19 protein-coding genes are annotated in these 16,165 nt (G+C 44.9%); 5 read left to right on the forward strand and 14 right to left on the reverse strand.

The features are described from left to right. Positions 1 to 44: 44 nt before the first annotated feature. Positions 45 to 803, forward strand: a complete 759-nt coding sequence (locus N39L_RS03610; protein ID WP_006619718.1) for a 16S rRNA (uracil(1498)-N(3))-methyltransferase — start codon at positions 45 to 47, stop codon at positions 801 to 803. Between the two features lie 17 nt (positions 804 to 820). Here the strand turns inward: N39L_RS03610 and N39L_RS03615 are convergent, their stop codons facing one another. The 4 genes from N39L_RS03615 to N39L_RS03630 all read right to left on the reverse strand — a co-directional run bounded on the left by N39L_RS03615 (position 821) and on the right by N39L_RS03630 (position 4,086). Beyond that, positions 821 to 1,696 carry an NAD(P)-dependent oxidoreductase gene (locus tag N39L_RS03615; RefSeq protein WP_014274335.1) on the reverse strand — a complete coding sequence of 292 codons (876 nt, stop codon included), beginning with the start codon at positions 1,694 to 1,696 and terminating at the stop codon, positions 821 to 823. Positions 1,697 to 1,787: 91 nt separating this feature from the next. Next, complete coding sequence (locus N39L_RS03620) at positions 1,788 to 2,195, reverse strand: DUF1823 family protein (protein WP_006619720.1); 408 nt, start codon at positions 2,193 to 2,195, stop codon at positions 1,788 to 1,790. A 25-nt stretch (positions 2,196 to 2,220) separates the two neighbouring features. Then, positions 2,221 to 3,852 (reverse strand): DUF6930 domain-containing protein, encoded by a 1,632-nt coding sequence (locus N39L_RS03625; RefSeq protein WP_014274336.1) that lies wholly within the window; start codon positions 3,850 to 3,852, stop codon positions 2,221 to 2,223. A gap of 84 nt (positions 3,853 to 3,936) precedes the next feature. Then, positions 3,937 to 4,086, reverse strand: a complete 150-nt coding sequence (locus tag N39L_RS03630) for a hypothetical protein (RefSeq protein WP_014274337.1) — start codon at positions 4,084 to 4,086, stop codon at positions 3,937 to 3,939. A gap of 307 nt (positions 4,087 to 4,393) precedes the next feature. On the opposite strand from N39L_RS03630, the gene N39L_RS03635 reads away from it, so the two are divergent. From N39L_RS03635 to N39L_RS03645, 3 genes are all read left to right on the forward strand, one after another. Next, entirely contained in the window at positions 4,394 to 4,756 is a 363-nt protein-coding gene (locus N39L_RS03635; RefSeq protein ID WP_006619722.1) for a HesB/IscA family protein, read from the forward strand. A gap of 97 nt (positions 4,757 to 4,853) precedes the next feature. Next, the gene (locus N39L_RS03640; RefSeq protein ID WP_006619723.1) at positions 4,854 to 5,273 is read left to right on the forward strand and encodes a tetratricopeptide repeat protein; all 420 of its coding nucleotides are present in this window, start codon (positions 4,854 to 4,856) and stop codon (positions 5,271 to 5,273) included. A 272-nt stretch (positions 5,274 to 5,545) separates the two neighbouring features. Further along, the gene (locus N39L_RS03645; RefSeq protein WP_006619724.1) at positions 5,546 to 5,782 is read left to right on the forward strand and encodes a hypothetical protein; all 237 of its coding nucleotides are present in this window, start codon (positions 5,546 to 5,548) and stop codon (positions 5,780 to 5,782) included. A gap of 111 nt (positions 5,783 to 5,893) precedes the next feature. Here the strand turns inward: N39L_RS03645 and N39L_RS03650 are convergent, their stop codons facing one another. From N39L_RS03650 to N39L_RS03690, 9 genes are all read right to left on the reverse strand, one after another. After that, complete coding sequence (locus N39L_RS03650) at positions 5,894 to 7,105, reverse strand: 5-(carboxyamino)imidazole ribonucleotide synthase (protein WP_006619725.1); 1,212 nt, start codon at positions 7,103 to 7,105, stop codon at positions 5,894 to 5,896. A 37-nt stretch (positions 7,106 to 7,142) separates the two neighbouring features. Continuing rightward, positions 7,143 to 8,069, reverse strand: a complete 927-nt coding sequence (locus tag N39L_RS03655) for a glycosyltransferase family 2 protein (RefSeq protein WP_014274339.1) — start codon at positions 8,067 to 8,069, stop codon at positions 7,143 to 7,145. Between the two features lie 44 nt (positions 8,070 to 8,113). Further along, positions 8,114 to 9,211: a phospho-N-acetylmuramoyl-pentapeptide-transferase gene (gene mraY, locus N39L_RS03660; RefSeq protein WP_035737650.1), complete on the reverse strand. Its 1,098-nt coding sequence runs from the start codon at positions 9,209 to 9,211 to the stop codon at positions 8,114 to 8,116. Between the two features lie 129 nt (positions 9,212 to 9,340). Beyond that, entirely contained in the window at positions 9,341 to 9,583 is a 243-nt protein-coding gene (locus N39L_RS03665; RefSeq protein ID WP_006619728.1) for a DUF3134 domain-containing protein, read from the reverse strand. Positions 9,584 to 9,944: 361 nt separating this feature from the next. Beyond that, a complete protein-coding gene (locus N39L_RS03670; protein ID WP_006619729.1) occupies positions 9,945 to 10,700 on the reverse strand; it encodes an ABC transporter ATP-binding protein in 756 nt (251 codons plus the stop codon). Between the two features lie 255 nt (positions 10,701 to 10,955). Continuing rightward, complete coding sequence (locus tag N39L_RS03675; protein ID WP_014274341.1) at positions 10,956 to 11,930, reverse strand: NAD-dependent epimerase/dehydratase family protein; 975 nt, start codon at positions 11,928 to 11,930, stop codon at positions 10,956 to 10,958. Positions 11,931 to 12,097: 167 nt separating this feature from the next. After that, a complete protein-coding gene (hemE, locus tag N39L_RS03680; RefSeq protein ID WP_006619731.1) occupies positions 12,098 to 13,162 on the reverse strand; it encodes a uroporphyrinogen decarboxylase in 1,065 nt (354 codons plus the stop codon). A gap of 231 nt (positions 13,163 to 13,393) precedes the next feature. Continuing rightward, positions 13,394 to 13,936 carry a GUN4 domain-containing protein gene (locus tag N39L_RS03685; protein ID WP_006619732.1) on the reverse strand — a complete coding sequence of 181 codons (543 nt, stop codon included), beginning with the start codon at positions 13,934 to 13,936 and terminating at the stop codon, positions 13,394 to 13,396. A 7-nt stretch (positions 13,937 to 13,943) separates the two neighbouring features. Further along, on the reverse strand, positions 13,944 to 15,110 hold the full coding sequence (locus N39L_RS03690) for an IscS subfamily cysteine desulfurase (protein WP_006619733.1): 1,167 nt from the start codon (positions 15,108 to 15,110) through the stop codon (positions 13,944 to 13,946). Positions 15,111 to 15,633: 523 nt separating this feature from the next. On the opposite strand from N39L_RS03690, the gene N39L_RS03695 reads away from it, so the two are divergent. Beyond that, positions 15,634 to 15,873 carry a NifU family protein gene (locus tag N39L_RS03695; protein ID WP_006619734.1) on the forward strand — a complete coding sequence of 80 codons (240 nt, stop codon included), beginning with the start codon at positions 15,634 to 15,636 and terminating at the stop codon, positions 15,871 to 15,873. 127 nt (positions 15,874 to 16,000) lie between these two features. Here N39L_RS03695 and N39L_RS03700 read toward each other — a convergent pair whose 3' ends face one another. Beyond that, positions 16,001 to 16,129, reverse strand: a complete 129-nt coding sequence (locus N39L_RS03700; RefSeq protein WP_286131400.1) for a hypothetical protein — start codon at positions 16,127 to 16,129, stop codon at positions 16,001 to 16,003. Positions 16,130 to 16,165: the final 36 nt, after the last annotated feature.

Here is a 16,165-nt window from a genome sequence, read left to right on the forward strand (position 1 = left end):
ACCCTACCAAAAGTCGGGTGGGGTCATTTTGTTAACAGAATTTCATGAGGGAACTTCAACGGATCGCGATCGCTCCTGAACAATTCCATGACCAACAGGTAGACCTGACTGCTGGACAACAGCATTATTTGGGTCGAGTGTTGCGCCTACAACAGGGCGATCGCTTTATTATTCTTGATGGTCGGGGGGGTTGGTGGCTGGCTATCTGGAAAGGCGGGCAAAATGCCACTGTGGTTGAACCGATAAGGGTTAACAATGAGTTACCCATACCTGTGACTTTATGGGTGTCTATGCCTAAAGGAAGTGGCTTTGAGGAGATTGTGCGCTGTACTACGGAGTTGGGAGTGTCTCGTTTGGTTCCCATTATCAGCGCCCGCACTGTGGTTGTCCCTAGCCCTCAAAAACTAGCCCGCTGGCGACGTATTGCTACAGAGGCGGCGGAACAGTCAGAACGTCAGATCCTCCCGGAAATTACTGATCCACTATCGATACAGCAGGCTTGGGAAACTTTGTCAGACCAGGGAGAAGAGGTAGATAAATATATTTGTGTGGCTAGGGGAGATTTTCCCCACCTGTTGAATTGTTTGTTGGCTTCTCGAACCGGACAAGGAAAGGGTTATGTCTACAATTCCCTGCTTTTAGCTATTGGACCCGAAGGGGGATGGACAACACCAGAGGTTGAGGAAGCAATTAATAGGGGATTTCAGCCTGTGTCTCTGGGAAGCCGAATTTTGCGATCGGTCACAGCCCCCATGGTGGCTTTATCTCTAGTAGCGGCGGTCTCGGAAATGGATAATTATTAATTATTAATTGTTAATTGTTAATTGTCCGGCTTCTGATAAGCTCTAATCATGGCTTGGGTTCCTTGATTAGAGCCTAAACCTTCATCCAAATTCTGAACTATTTTAAACAGGGTATCGGCTAATTTTACCCCTGGTAACTCCCTGGAAATAGCCTCTTGAACTAATCGCAAATCCTTAACCATGTGGCGAATCATAAAACCCGGAGCGAAATCATTGTTAGCTACCTTTTCCCCTAGGTTAGACAAAGCCCAAGACCCAGCGGCTCCGGTGCTGCATACCTCCACAATTAGTTGAGGGTCAATACCCTGATGTTCCGCTAGTAACATCGCCTCACATAGTCCAATCATGTTGAGGGAACATAGTACCTGATTACAGAGTTTAACAGCTTGACCGCTACCACTAGGACCACAATAGCGGATATTTTTACCCATTGTTTCTAACAAGGGTAGGCAGGTGTCAAAGCTATGGCGATCGCCACCCACCATAATAGTTAGAGTCCCATTTTTCGCGCCAATATCTCCCCCAGAAACAGGCGCATCTAAAAATTGCATTTCATGGGATGCGATCGCCGAAGCGATCGGATGAACCGCCGCCGACCCAATAGTGCTAAAGTCTATAATGATCGCGCCCGGTTTAGCAAACTGAATCACCCCTTCCGGACCAAGGATGACTTCTTCCACATCGGGAACATCTCCCACACAGGTACAGATCACCTCAGCTTCCGTCACAGCCTCTTCTATGGTATGAACGATTTTAGCGCCTGCATCAGAGGCGATCGCCACACCAGGACGCGATCGAGTACGATTCCATGCTTTCACATCATAACCACCTTGAGCGAGGTTAGCAGCCATATAGCCACCCATCACACCCAGTCCCAAAAATGCAGTTTTCATAGCGGGTTTAGAAAGTTGGCTGGTGTCGGGTTCTGGCTGATCGCCGGACCCGCCCCTACGCGATAAAATCGTCACGAAATCCTTACCTCAATTATGTTTGCGTTGTTGATATTGCTTGAATATCTGTGTTGTTGGGCTGGGTAGTTTTGATATAGGAGAGTAACCAGTTAGCCATAGTAGCGCGCCGGGTTTGTCTCGGTCCAAAGTTTCCAATAGTGTAGCCTTTAAAGCCTAGTTCCTCTTTCAGGAGTTGTTTATTTTCTTTAGGTATCGACCGGGTGAGTTGAACAGTAGCCGGACGGCTTTCGATAAAGTCCGGGGGTTCTCCGTAGGTTTCTCGCCACTGTGTATCCACTTGAGTTACATCCCAGCGATCGCTTTGTTCGTCATAGCGATAACCGAGATAATACCACACCAGTTGATTAACAGTGCTGTCGTCTATTTCCTCATTCAGAATCGCCCAAATCGTATCAGTATTTAGGGGGGGTAGTTCAGACATAACCTAGGTTGTAGTTTCCAGTTAATTACATGGGGGTAATGAGTTCTAAAGGTCCCAATCCCAACTCATCAGGAGAAACCGATCGCAATTCCACCAATGCCATCATATCCTTAAAACCGGGCTGACCACGAGAAGCCCCCGTCAACCCCATAGCAATAATTAAACCACACCAACCCTGAGTTTGGCTACAGCGTTGTTCCCAGTTTTTCCGAGCCCGCTGATGAGTTGGGTCATCTTCGATAAATTCACCAAACAAATGCAATTCACCATTTTCCGTCTTCAAAATTCCCAGGTCATAATTGCGACCCTCCAGGGGATCTTTTCCTGAGTTAAAACATATTCCCGTTAATCCTCCAGCCTCCTCCAAATTTTGAATTAGTGTTTTCGCCTTCGGCTTAGAAGTTTGAATCAAAATCACAGGTAGACCATCCCCTTTCTGAGGAATTTGCACATCCGAAGGCTGATAGAACTCCGTATTGTTTCGCAAATAATCCACCGTTTCCCAAGGAATTACACCTAAACTCAAAAATGATTTAGGTGGTATCAAATCATCTCGTAACGTAGGGTAATCCAACTCCTCGTCGTCATCTTCCGCTGCGGCTTCCACCATTTCCAGAAGTTCATCAGCCACCTCTGGTAAAGTTTCCACCTTCACCGAAATCATTTTGGTTTCAGTTGCATCAGGTAAGGAACAAGATATGCGATATCGTTTCGACAGCTTAGGAAATGAATCCTCATTTAATTTATAGCGAAAATCTCGTAAGAATCGGTGCAGTGCTTCCAAGGCTACCATCATCACCGTGGCTTCTTCTTCGTAGATCACAGATCGCAAACCTTCTAAGGGGTGTAAATTACCAAAGTTAGGTTCAATCTGCGATGCTGATAAAGTTTCCCAGATTACGTCCTCCTCCTCATCTTCTTCTGACAAAGGCTCAAAGGTGACAAACAGACAATCTTGAGTTAAAAATGCTTCTTCTAGGTTATCAAAAGGTCGGTCAGCAACAACTCTTTCTCGAAACCTTTTTAAAGATTCTAGGGAACGGTACATTAACACCCCATAATCCATCCCTAACTTCCCTAGTGTAGAAATGTAGAGAGTTCCTACATCTAAGTGATTGATTTCTATAGAAATAATTTGATGTTCCACTAATTTATCCCAGGGTGCATCTTGCCAAATTTGATAGGCTTTTTTGAGCAGGGGATCTACAAAGGCTTCGGGAAGTTGAGGAGGGCGACTTTCGGCTACTTCTTGGAGTCCCCTAAATATCTCATCAATTAGTGGTAAATCCGGTACATAGTCTATAACTATATCCAGTTCTTGTAAGACACCGCGCAGGAAAAACTGAATTTCGCGATCTTTGACCACAATTTTGTGAGGGCGGGCTGCTGGGGTGGGGCTTTGGGGATGTTCCATCGCTCTAAGTAGGGTGCGGACGATCGCTTCTGGACCAATATTAGCCGATACCATATCCATTGACCGTACCATTCCCTGAGAACCGTCAACCCAAATGATGCAGTCATTATCAGTCTCTATATCTGTTTCTAAATTAGTCTGTGACATCCCCTGAGACATCGGACGGCGATCGCCCTCCCACACGCTAGGAATGGATGGTAGTTTTTGTAAACGACGAAGGGTTGAACGATTGAGAAATGTCATTTAGATAAATTATAATATCGAGTAGTGCTACCAGATTAAGATTTTACACAATTGATTGAACCGGGAATTTTACACCCGCTCCGTTTATGGTAACAGGTTGCAGGTCCCTGCTATGGTCTCTAATCTTAGATTGTATGACAAAATACCAAATTCTGGTAAATGCGATCGCGCCCAGGTTATATCTGGCTGTAGGACTGGGTTTTCATCCCTAGCCCAGGTCTCCTTGACCGTCATCTTAACACTCCCCACCCTAAATTTGTTACAATCGGAGCTAGGATCAATACATGGCAGGGTCGATTTATGAGTTGACCTGCCATAAATTAATTAGCCCGGCGTTAAATGAGCTATGGAACGCTATTGGGAACCACTGTGTAAACAATGCTGGCTCCCATTCCCACATTCCAGCATAGCAGGTGAGAGTGAGAGCCAAGCCCATTGAGCAGTTATGGTGTTCTCAATAGTCCGAGTAAGTCGTCAGACCTATCTCGACCCCTAGTTTAGTATTGCGAAAATCATAAAAATCAAGGAGTTAGGAAAGCCAATGACACAAGCAACTGAGTCTAAAACCCCAACCCAAGGAATTCAGATGACTGATGCTGCTGTTCAGCAGGTGCTTTTCCTGCGCGAGAAGCAAGGTAGAGACCTCTGTTTACGGGTGGGTGTCCGTCAGGGGGGATGTTCTGGTATGTCTTACATGATGGATTTTGTTGAACCCGATAGCATCCAGGATACTGATGAGGTCTTCGATCATAATGGTTTTCAGGTTGTTTGTGATCCCAAGAGTCTGCTGTATATTTATGGGATGGTCCTTGACTACAGCAACGCTTTGATTGGGGGTGGGTTCCAATTTACTAATCCTAATGCTAGTCAAACCTGTGGCTGTGGTAAGTCCTTTGCTACTTAATGGTTGACGGACTCCATCAGGTATGATTAAAGGCGATCGCACGTTGTACTGTAACAATGGCGATCGCTTTGTAGTCTGTAATACTTGCTCTCTAACGATGAAAACTACTGAAGAACTGTTTAAGGAAGGATTTGAGCGTTATCAAGCTGGGGAAGCTATGGATACCTTAATCCCCGTGTTTCGTGAAGTGTGCGATCGCTCCCCTAAAAATAGTAACGCCTGGACTAGCCTAGCTTGGTTATACCTTCTGGCTAATAAACCCTCTGCGGCTTATAAAGCCGCCAAGTTGGCGGTTAAATTAAATCCCCACGACCCCCAAGCTAGGGTAAATTTAGCCGTATCAATGTTGGAGTTAAAAAAACCGGGGGTTCGTCCCCATGTAGAAATGGCTCAACAGATGATTATGGCTGATTCGGAGTGGCTAGAGGAAGTCAAAAAAAATTTGGACGATGGATTGACTCGCAAACCTGAATGGAAAAGTTTACTTAGGGTTAAACAATGGCTCCTAGAACTTTAGCAATACCAATTTGATGATATGCTAACATATAGCATCGCCAGTAATAGACCTGAAATTATCGGGTCTGTTCACGGCAATTCAAGTAAATTCCAGTTGAATAGGGCGACTGAGTAAATATTCCTACTAGGTAGCTCTTGAAACTCCTTTACAAAAAATAATATTATTTAACCAACAATTGGCAAAATAAATGATAAGATTTGGGAACTTCACGCATTAACAATCTTATTTGAAGTTAGCAGACCAATTTGATAACACAAGGAGTAGAAATAACTATGGGCAATGATAACGTAGAAATAACTATGGGCAATGATAACCAGGTTAATGATAACCAGGTTTACGTTAAGGCTGATACCCGCAATCATAAAGGCTTTTTTGTGCAGCAGGGTGCTTACAAGTTAAAAAACATTGAAGAGTCGGGCTGGGCGTTAATTTGCTTAGATTCCGTTTGCTACTATGTCGATCCTGATAATTTACAATCATCTCAGTCAGGGGAGAGTGCAGAATCTTAGAGTATTAAATACTAAGAGTATATACCTATAAATTAGATAAATTAGGCTGTCCTCACAGGTAAGGACAGCTATTTTTTGTTGGTGGGGGAACCCTGGGTTCAATGAGTATGATTACTGATGGCGGTAGGGAAGTTGATCACCATACCAAATAGATTCTATCTGTTGAGCGATCGCCTGTGCTTCCTCATGTAGAGTATGGGGGTCTTCAGTATCAATTAAAACGGTGACATGACCGAGTTTACGACCGGGACGGGACTGAATTTTCCCATACCAGTGAACTTTAGCTTGAGGAATGGCGGCGAGTTGTTCCCGTTTGGCGAAATAGTCATTTTCGGCTAACTCAAACCCTAACAAATTCACCATCACCGCGCCGCCACATTTAAGGTCAGGACTTCCCAAAGGTAAACCAGAGACGGCCCGCAAATGTTGTTCAAATTGGGAGGTATAACAAGCATCAAGGCTAAAGTGACCGGAATTATGGGTGCGGGGGGCGATTTCATTAACCAAAACCTCCCCAGAAGTGGTCAGGAAAAACTCAATACCAAATAGCCCCACCACGTCTAAACCATTAAGAAGGGTATGGGCTAACCGATTAATTTGATTTTGTAAATCGGTGCTAATCTTAGCGGGGGCGATCACGCGATGACAAACCTGATCGCGTTGGATAGTTTCCACAATGGGATAAATAGCGACATCTCCGGTGACTGACCGGGCGGCGATCGCTGCTAATTCCCGTTCAAAGGGGATAAATTCCTGTAGTAGCATGGGGGGATAATCAAACTTCGCCCAGGTAGCTTTCAGGGTAGCAGCATCAGGAATGATAAAGGTTCCCTGGCCATCATAACCATGCCGTCTAGCTTTGAGAACTACCGGATAACCCAAACCTTGGGTAATTTTAGGGTTAAGATCCCCTTCAGCCCTTGTTAGCGCCTCAAAACGAGGCACAGGCAAGCCTAAACGTTGCAATTGAGATAATTGCTCAAATTTATCTAACAGGGGTGCTAAAGCCTCCAGACGGGGGCGGAAACAGACCCCAGCTTCTGCCAATACCTGGAGAGCATCAAGATCAATAAACTCATTCTCAAAGGTAATCACATCGCAGCGTTTAGCTAACTCCTGAGTAGCGATCGCATCAGCAATATTTGCTAAAACGGTATCGGCGGCGATCGCCACAGCCGGATCACTATTATGGGGAGTTTGGACCACCAGAGACACCCCCAAATTCTTAGCCGCACTAGCCATCATCCAAGCTAATTGTCCGCCGCCAATTACACCAACGCGGGTAATTGTTTCAGTTGAATGGGGTATAAGGGTGACATTCATGGCACAAAACCAACCTCTACTGTTTACTTTTCTTTGACTAAAGCTGATCAATCTGTTTGGCTTGTTCAGGAAGACTTGCTTGTTGCTGACCGAGCGATCGCCATCTCGCATTAAGTAGACCTATGGGAGTCCCCACCACATCAACCCAATCACCGCGACCTATAATCGCCTTAGCACTATTGACAGGTAATTCCTTGACTATCCACCGCCCTAGGCTATATATGTAGTCTTTAGGCTGCATTTGAGGCATTAAATCCACGCCGTGGATTTGGTGAAGATAGCGGTTTGACTCTCCATAGCGTCGCCACTGACTTTGTAATCCTTTTAGAGTGCTGCGGTGGCGATGTTTAACCTGTGCTTTTTCCATAAAGGCTAACTTGTAGCTGGTTTGCTGTTGAATGCGCCAACATAAATCAGCATCTCCCCCGGTGGTGAGATAGGGACGAAATAAGCCCGTTTTTTGGAATGCGTCTCGTCGCACGGCTAAATTAGCGGTTTGACCGTAGGGATAAAAAGGGTGTGCGAGGGTGTGTTTTTGGGAAAGGGTATCTTGGCGGCTGGCGTGTTTTTCTAGGAGAGTGTTTCCTGGTAAAGCGATAATTTCCCCTGCTACTATGCCAATTTGATCATCTCCAAAGGGTTGTACCAGGTTTTTTAACCATTCAGGTTCTGGGCGACAGTCAGCGTCAGTAAAGGCGATAATTTCTCCTCTGGCGGCGCGGATACCACGATTTCGGGCGGCGTAGGAACTTTGAATTTGATTTTCCGTCAGGGGTCGCAGGGGTAGGGTTGGCTCGGCGGTAGCTGTTTGCAATATTTCCCCGGTGCGATCGCTGCTGTTATTGTCTACTAGCAGATACTCAACCTGATTGGTTGGGTAGATTTGCGATCGCAAACAAGCAATCAAATCTGGCAAATCAGCTTCGCCATTATAGATAGGAATGACAACAGAAATATATGGCATAATAGGCAGTTCAAATTGAACTTGTTAACCACACCAGAAAATACCTAACCAGCTATCAGAAAAACCACCCAAATTAATAAGCCTTGAATACAATAGAAACAGCCTACAACTTGATTTTCTGACCAGCCATAAAGTTCGAGGTGATGGTGAAGTGGAGCCATTTTAAACAGACGTTTACCAACTCCGTTGGCATCTTTAGTCGCCTTGTAGTAGGTCACTTGGGCAATGACAGACAGGGTTTCGACTAAGAAAATCAAACTGACAATTAATAACACCCAAAGGGTATTAGTAATCAAAGCTACCCCGGCTAAGGCTCCCCCTAAAGCTAAGGCTCCTGTATCTCCCATAAATACTTTAGCTGGGTTGCGGTTGTGGGAAACAAATCCTACACAAGCGCCGGACATACAGGCACAAAATAGGGCAATTTCTGGGTAGGTGGGGGCGAGATAGGCGGCCATTCCCAAAAAGGCGATCGCTCCTAATCCTCCCATTAAACCATCAACGCCATCGGTTAAGTTAGTGGCATTACTTTCCGCCACCTGAACGAATGTAGCGAAGGGCCAGAATAACACCCCTAGGGATAGAGTTAAGCCAAAGGGTAAGGCGATATTAGATGCTACCGAGGCTTGATTGTAGACTAACCAGATACAGAATAGCACTGCCAACAACACTTGCAGCGCCAATTTCATCTTAGCAGAGATGCCTTTATTAGATTTTCGTCTCAAGATTTGCCAGTCATCTATGAACCCAACTAAGCCCAAGCCAGCCGTTAGGGCGCAAATTGCCATAACATTAGTATCAAATCCTGATCCGGCTAGTGCGATCGCAATACCGACAGGAATAAAGAAAATCCCCCCCATGGTTGGGGTTCCGGCTTTCTTGAGGTGGGCTTGCGGACCGTCTTCTCGGATGAACTGTCCGGCTTTAATCCGGGCTAAAATGGGGATAATCCACTGTCCGGTCGCCGCCACGACTAAAGCGCAAATGGTAAACGGTACGAACAAGGAAATATTAGCAGGCCATAGGTGGCTCACTGTCATATCCAAGCCAATGGCGAAAGCGCTCAATCCTAAACACAGGAACAGTAATAAATACGATCCTGATATTTGTAGGGACTTGGAGTTAGTAAATTTACTATCCACAGGTTTTTCAATCAATCCTCAACACCAAAAACTTTGTAGGCAAATATAATTCGCCCTAGGGTAACTGATTAGCCCCTATTGATCAATCTTTCTCGGTTTATACCCAAGTGATAGGTTGTTAACTGTTCCTTAGTCCTCGTCCATATCTTCATCATCGTTGTCATCTTCATCAACATAAGACGCATCATCAACGATGAGTTCTGATATTTCTTCTTCGTCGGGTCTGTAACTACTCACAGGCTCCTGAACAGTATCTCGCGGAATCAAGCGCCCAGTTTGGGTCAGCCAGTCTAACAGCGAAACCTGCTGTTTAGATGGAATAACATCAGCCGGTTCATGGCTTGGGGTTTCACGCAAAGAAGGATTTGGCATAGGTTTTGGTTTCGTGATGCAGTTGACTCCGGCTCAGAGTCTCAGGAGTCATCCCCTCGACTCTATTACGCCTGAGTTAGTTTACTGTGGCTCCTATATGCTTATTAGGCAGAAAGTACCAATAGAGATCCATATCGAGCCGTCCATAATTTACCACGATTCCTAAGACAATCTACATGATTTGACCAAATTTTCCGCACTCCCACCCGTAAATCCTTCTACCCAAACCAGGGAAGAGGTTGCGGAGTTCTACGCCTGGTGCTGCTGAGGGTCTGGCTGTTGGGTACAAGAAACTACAGATATATTGATTGATTTTTGTATATCCTGATTTGCAGGTAGCCGAATGGGTCGCCCTTTTTGGTTAAATGGCATGATGCAAATCTTCGGGTTTCAGGTGGGAATGAATCACCTGACCATCTTTAAACCAAACTACCCTTTTGGTTTGGCGAGCTACATCGGGTTCGTGAGTTACCATAACTACAGTCATGCCACTATTATTCATTTCGGTGAAAATATCCATGACTTCCTGGGTGGTTTTGGAGTCTAAAGCTCCTGTGGGTTCGTCTGCTAGTAATAATACTGGACGGTTGACAATGGCGCGGGCGATCGCCACCCTTTGCTGTTGTCCCCCAGATAGTTGGTTGGGTTTGTTGTGCATACGATTTTCCAAACCTACCCGAATTAAGGCTTCTGTGGCTCGTTCTCGCCTTTCCTTGGCGGAAATTCCGGCATAGAGCATTGGTAACATGACATTATCGAGGGCTGTCATTTGTGACAAAAGGTGGAATTGCTGAAACACAAAACCAATTTTTAGGTTCCGAATTTTGGCTAGTTCCCCTTCATTCATTTGGGCGACACCTACCCCGTCTAGTTGGTAGGAACCTGAACTCGGACGGTCTAAACAGCCGATAATGTTCATGGCTGTCGATTTTCCTGAACCGGACGCTCCCATAATTGAGCAGTATTCTCCTGGTTCTACGGTCAGACTCACACCGTTTAAGGCTTTAACTTCTATGTCTCCCATTCCATAAACTTTGCTCACTGCTTCTAAATGCACGATCGCTTTTGGTGACTCATTTTGAGATTTATTGCCAATCTCTCTCGGAAAGGTTTTCATAATCTTTGCTGCTTATATTAAGTTTTGTAACAAAATTATCGCCCCCGCCGATGGGGGGATGGGAGGGGGTTGCCGGTTTGAGCAATTTGTGGTATTATTAGATAATGGGGATATATCCAATTTTTTGATTTAGGTCAAGATTCCCATTATTTTATTTACTACTCTCAGATTAGCAATTTTTCCCCATTCTGTCAACCCCCTGAGCGCGGCGCGAGACGAGTTGAATAAAAAATCAACAACAGATAAATCAGCCGACTAGGGAGAGGAAGAGGGAGAGGGAGAAGTGGGTGCAAACTCTGCGAGGATATGGGTTAGGGTAGGAAAGCGGGTAATTTCCCCGAAGGTAGCGGGACTAACAGGGTTTTGGTAAGTAAAATGGCGGTAATTCAAACAAAAGCGGTCCCATTCAGCCATTTGTACGCGAAATACAATGATGAAAAAATTAGCCAACCACAGAGACAGAGAAATGGAGAAATAGATAGATTTGTGATAGTAGGCACAAGTTTCGGCGATCGCCTGATTTAATGTCAAGGGTGGGTTTCCTAAAACCAGCCATTCTGGTTGCTGAGACTGTGGAGGATGATTAACTAAATATTCGACAACTTTAGCAATATCGGCGGCGTGGACAAAATGAAAACTCGCATCAGCCTTAAACCAGCGAATCAGATTAATCCAGCTTACCACCTGTGGGAGACCAGAGGAAAGATGGGAATAGGGTTTATCTGTATCTCCCCCTAACACGAGGGTAGGGAAGAGAACCCGCAAGGGGGGAAAATCAGGATAGTTTTGGGAAATCTGCTGCAAACAATGATATTTTGAACTAATATAATCGGTGCCAATTTCTCCAGCTTCGGGGATGAGTTGATTTTGGCGGTTAAGGACACTGGCGGTGGAGAAATAAATGACTTGCTGACAGCGTTGATGATCGAGGGATTTGAGTAACTGGTGGGTACTGGTTATATTAACATCAAATACTTCGGGTTTTCCGCCCCATGATGTGGCTGCCAAAATAGCGATATCAATGGTTTTTAATAAGTCGGAAAATTTATCAATCTCTCGCAAATCACCAGCCAAGATGTGAATATCGGGTCGTTTTTTATAATTAAACCCTAGCTTGTCTGGATTACGAACCAAAAAGTACAGTTCATAATTAGTGTGATTAATTAAACTTTCGGCGATATAGTGACCAATGCAGCCACTAGCACCAGTGATGAAAACTTTTTGGGTCATAACAAGAGGCAGTGGTAGAAGAGGAGAGGCAGGGGGGAAATTAATGATTTCGACAGTGGAAAACACCCCCTTTGCCCTGTGTAATTGACTGTTCTACAACCGGCTTTTAACTGATACCGCCAACGGTATAGGAAACCAATTTTCTGAGAGTCAATGAGATGTGGCAGTTAAACATGAGTTGCCAATAGTTTATCTGCTTGTTTGGCAGTTTCAAAGAAATAGGCAACATTTTCCTCTGGGGTCTTTTGTAAAACCCCATGACCTAGGTTGAGAATATGACCTCGGTTTCCGGCTTTGCGGATAGTTTCCAAAATGCGATCGCGGATGGTGTCTTTAGATCCAAATAAAACACAAGGATCAATATTTCCTTGTACTCCCAAATGGTGACCGATACGATTTCTAGCTTCGGCCATATCCACAGTCCAGTCAACGCTGATCATATCAACTCCAGACTTACCCATTCTTTCTAAAATTCCGGCACTGCCGTTAATATAGAGAATCAGAGGGGTATCAGGATGTTTAGCCTTGACCTGTTTAACGACTTGCTGTTGATAGGGTAAAGCAAAAGTTTCATAGTCCTGGGGGCTTAATTGACCAGCCCAAGAATCAAACATTTGCACAACCTGAGCCCCGGAGTCAATCTGGTAACAGGCGTAAGTGGCGATCGCAGAAGCTAGTTTACCCAAAAATTGGTGTAGCATGGCGGGTTCACTAAATGCCATACTTTTGATAATGGTGTAATCCTTAGAGCTTTTGCCTTCGATGGCATAAGCTGCCAGAGTCCAAGGTGCGCCTACAAATCCTAACACAGCAGCTTTGTTGCCGACTTCGTGGCGCAGAGTTTGGAGAATTTCCCGAATAAATGGCAGGGAGGCTTCTGGTTCGATAGGATGTAGTTGGTCAATTTGAGACTGAGTGCGGATAGGCGGATCAATGATCGGACCTTTACTTTCCACAATGTCGAAATCAATGCCTATACCGGGTAAGGGAGTGAGGATGTCTGAAAATAGGATAACTCCATCTGGGGCGAAGGCGCGGAAGGGTTGCAAGGAAATTTCGACGGCGATATCTGTTTTTTCAGAGCGATCGCGGAAGGATGGATATTGTTCCCGCAGATCGCGATAGGCTTTCATATAGCGACCCGCCTGCCGCATCATCCACACGGGGGGACGGTCTAAGGCTTCACCACGCGCAGCGCGCAACAGATAGGGGGTTTGGGTCGAGTCGGTCATGGGTAAATGTTACTTACTAAGTCAAGGAATAATTGATTGAGCCATCTAGTAGCTTACCATTATGCGATCGTCTGGGGATATATCTGCTGTGAGGAGTTAGCCCAAGTTGAGTAAAGAATTGTAAAATTTGGCTCGGATGGGCTACCACTAGGGTTTGTGGTTGTGGCTGTGTTTTTTTGATGTTGACTCACCTGGTGCTACTCCTGACTGGGACTGAGTTAGGGGGACTGGTCAAATTTTGGTTTCTAATACGGGAGGAGAAGGGGGAGAAATTTGGCATTTTTGCAGACGGGAAAATATGGCTAGATTCAATTGTTCATGACAAAGGATAGCTGAGGAGTTGGGAGACTGACTATCCCGGCAAATGTTGGATTTTTTGATGAATGAATTAAGAGAGGCAAAAGTTAGGGGGTTATCTGGGTCTAACTGCTGAAATTTTTGCCAGATTTGATGTTGTCTAGTTAAACTAAACTCCCCCTGGCTGGCTTGGTACCAGGTTTGGTCAATTTGGCTTAATTCTTGACAGGGAAACTTGGCGATATCTTTGGGGGTGAGTTCCTGATTTTTTTTGCCCAGAATTAACAACATCATTCGATAGGTCTGACGTTCGGCTTTTTGCCAAGCACCAAAGCTGATTAAATCGGCTAGGCGATCGTAGTCTGGGGGGAGGGTGGCTATCTGAGAAGTTCTGGGGTTTTTGAGCATACCCATCCCTAAAGATAGGATACCACAAATCAGGGTAAAAATAATCATTAAATATTCAGGTTTTGCCATGAATTAGTTACCTAGTATATTGAACTCTTCTTAGCACTTTAATGGTGGCGATCGCCTCTTGTGCTACTTGGTCAATTTCGGCTTCTGTATTAAACCGAGATAAGCCAAATCTCAGGGAAGCATAAGCTAGATTTTCGGGGACTCCCAAGGCTTTTAAAACGTGGGAAGGTTCAATGCGGGTGGAGGTACAAGCGGAACCTGATGATACTGCCATTGTTGGCTGTAATGCTAATAGTAATGCTTGACCATCTACCCCGGCAATACTGACATTTAGGTTTCCGGGTAAGCGTTGGGTGGGATGACCATTGAGACGGATATCGTCGAGGGTTGACAGTTGATTCCAAAGGCGATCGCGTAATTTTGTCAACCGTTGGGCTTCGCTTGCCATTTCGCTTAAAGCTAATTTTACCGCCGCCCCAAATCCGACAATTTGAGGGGTGTAAAGGGTTCCTGAACGGATCCCCCTTTCTTGTCCGCCGCCGTGAATTTGGGGGGCGATTTTGACGCGGGGTTGGCGACGACGCACATATAGACAACCGATGCCTTTAGGTCCATAGACTTTGTGAGCAGTTAAGGACATTAAATCAATCTTCATTTCCTCAACATCTAGTGGTATTTTCCCCAAGGCTTGCGCTGCGTCTGTATGAAATAATATGTGGCGATCGTGACACATTTTACCGATTTTAGCTAGGGGTTGCAATACCCCAATTTCGTTGTTAGCAGCCATCACTGAAACTAGAATTGTATCGGGTCTAAAAGCCTCTTCTAGTTCGGTTAAATCAATTAAGCCATCGGGTTGAACGCTGAGTAAAGTTACATCAAATCCTAAGCCTTGTAAGTAATCGTAGGGGTCGAGGACTGCATGGTGTTCTGTGGCGACAGTAATTAGATGACGACCCTGGCTAAAATAGGCTTCTGCTACTCCTTTAATGGCTAAATTATTGGCTTCGGTTGCACCGCTGGTAAAAATTATTTCGGTGGGAGTAGCATTAATGGCATCGGCGATAATTTGTCGCGCTTGTTTGACGGCGGCTTCGGTTTCCCAACCATAGAGATGATTCACACTGGCGGGGTTGCCAAAGTGTTCGGTAAAGTAGGGAATCATTACTTCTAAAACGCGCTTATCTACCGGGGTAGTAGCATGACAATCAAGATAAATAGGACGTGCAGACATGGGTGATAACTTTGATTAATACTTGAGACTATTTAGAGTGAGTAGATAGCCATAGGTTGGGTGGCAAAAGGGGGAATCATGGGGAATAATATATTGATGAAATGCCACAGAGGTGGATCTCTAATCAACAGACAGAATAAAGGGCTGTGGGTATGGTAGCCCAAAAATAAGATCTAGGGTATGTATACACAGAATTGATATCCATAGCGCCGAGATTATTATAATTTAAAATCGGTAATTTTCATAAAATTATGGTAAATTTACGGTCAATAGATTATAATAGATAATATATGTGTTTTGATAGTTGCCAGATTTCATGACAGAATCAACAACAGATGCTGGCGAGTTATTTCGCCAAGCCTAGGAATACCGCTATACTGAGGATCGTAACTTTCCCGGCTATAGTGCTGATATCGAACTCAAGGGGGGAGATTTGGGTTGAGATTGAGGAAGTAGCCGAACTAGCTAAAATGGGGGTAAGATCATAATTGTTCAATACATCGCACAACAGATCCGATAAATCATGACTACTTTAGCATTGACTCCAGAAAATGTGGAAACCGTCCTGGACGAACTACGTCCCTATTTGATGGCTGACGGTGGAAACGTGGAAATTGTAGAACTTGACGGTCCTATTGTCCGGCTACGGCTACAAGGAGCCTGCGGTTCCTGTCCCAGTTCAACGATGACGCTGAAAATGGGGATTGAACGCCGCCTGCGGGAAAAAATCCCGGAAATTGCGGAAGTTGAATCAGTTATCTAATCACTGTCACTTGTAGTTTCAGGTTATGGGGGTTCTCATCAGTAGCGGTGGTGGAACCCCCTAATTAGCCAGAGGCTGAAGGTTAATTGTCCAGAGGCAGTTTTTTGGGCAGGATTTACCCTATAATTTATTGTTGAGGAACGATAAAAAGTAAATGGGGATCGGGGAGTTTCTCAGGAAAAGGGGTAATTTCCTTGGCTGTTTCTTCAGAAAGAGAGTTGAGTTTTGCTCTCGGAGTTGGGGGATAAACAGACATTTCCTAAATACATCTGTCCTCAACAATTCCAAGTTT

It is taken from the genome of Limnospira platensis NIES-39 (assembly GCF_026000695.1).
GTDB lineage: Bacteria > Cyanobacteriota > Cyanobacteriia > Cyanobacteriales > Microcoleaceae > Limnospira > Limnospira platensis.

Coding starts and splice junctions, on each gene's coding strand:
- N39L_RS03610 (WP_006619718.1), top strand. CDS start 45: ATGAGGGAACTTCAACGGATCGCGATCGCTCCTGAACAATTCCATGAC.
- N39L_RS03615 (WP_014274335.1), bottom strand. CDS start 1,696: ATGAAAACTGCATTTTTGGGACTGGGTGTGATGGGTGGCTATATGGCT.
- N39L_RS03620 (WP_006619720.1), bottom strand. CDS start 2,195: ATGTCTGAACTACCCCCCCTAAATACTGATACGATTTGGGCGATTCTG.
- N39L_RS03625 (WP_014274336.1), bottom strand. CDS start 3,852: ATGACATTTCTCAATCGTTCAACCCTTCGTCGTTTACAAAAACTACCA.
- N39L_RS03630 (WP_014274337.1), bottom strand. CDS start 4,086: ATGACGGTCAAGGAGACCTGGGCTAGGGATGAAAACCCAGTCCTACAG.
- N39L_RS03635 (WP_006619722.1), top strand. CDS start 4,394: ATGACACAAGCAACTGAGTCTAAAACCCCAACCCAAGGAATTCAGATG.
- N39L_RS03640 (WP_006619723.1), top strand. CDS start 4,854: ATGAAAACTACTGAAGAACTGTTTAAGGAAGGATTTGAGCGTTATCAA.
- N39L_RS03645 (WP_006619724.1), top strand. CDS start 5,546: ATGGGCAATGATAACGTAGAAATAACTATGGGCAATGATAACCAGGTT.
- N39L_RS03650 (WP_006619725.1), bottom strand. CDS start 7,105: ATGAATGTCACCCTTATACCCCATTCAACTGAAACAATTACCCGCGTT.
- N39L_RS03655 (WP_014274339.1), bottom strand. CDS start 8,069: ATGCCATATATTTCTGTTGTCATTCCTATCTATAATGGCGAAGCTGAT.
- N39L_RS03665 (WP_006619728.1), bottom strand. CDS start 9,583: ATGCCAAATCCTTCTTTGCGTGAAACCCCAAGCCATGAACCGGCTGAT.
- N39L_RS03670 (WP_006619729.1), bottom strand. CDS start 10,700: ATGAAAACCTTTCCGAGAGAGATTGGCAATAAATCTCAAAATGAGTCA.
- N39L_RS03675 (WP_014274341.1), bottom strand. CDS start 11,930: ATGACCCAAAAAGTTTTCATCACTGGTGCTAGTGGCTGCATTGGTCAC.
- hemE (WP_006619731.1), bottom strand. CDS start 13,162: ATGACCGACTCGACCCAAACCCCCTATCTGTTGCGCGCTGCGCGTGGT.
- N39L_RS03685 (WP_006619732.1), bottom strand. CDS start 13,936: ATGGCAAAACCTGAATATTTAATGATTATTTTTACCCTGATTTGTGGT.
- N39L_RS03690 (WP_006619733.1), bottom strand. CDS start 15,110: ATGTCTGCACGTCCTATTTATCTTGATTGTCATGCTACTACCCCGGTA.
- N39L_RS03695 (WP_006619734.1), top strand. CDS start 15,634: ATGACTACTTTAGCATTGACTCCAGAAAATGTGGAAACCGTCCTGGAC.
- N39L_RS03700 (WP_286131400.1), bottom strand. CDS start 16,129: ATGTCTGTTTATCCCCCAACTCCGAGAGCAAAACTCAACTCTCTTTCT.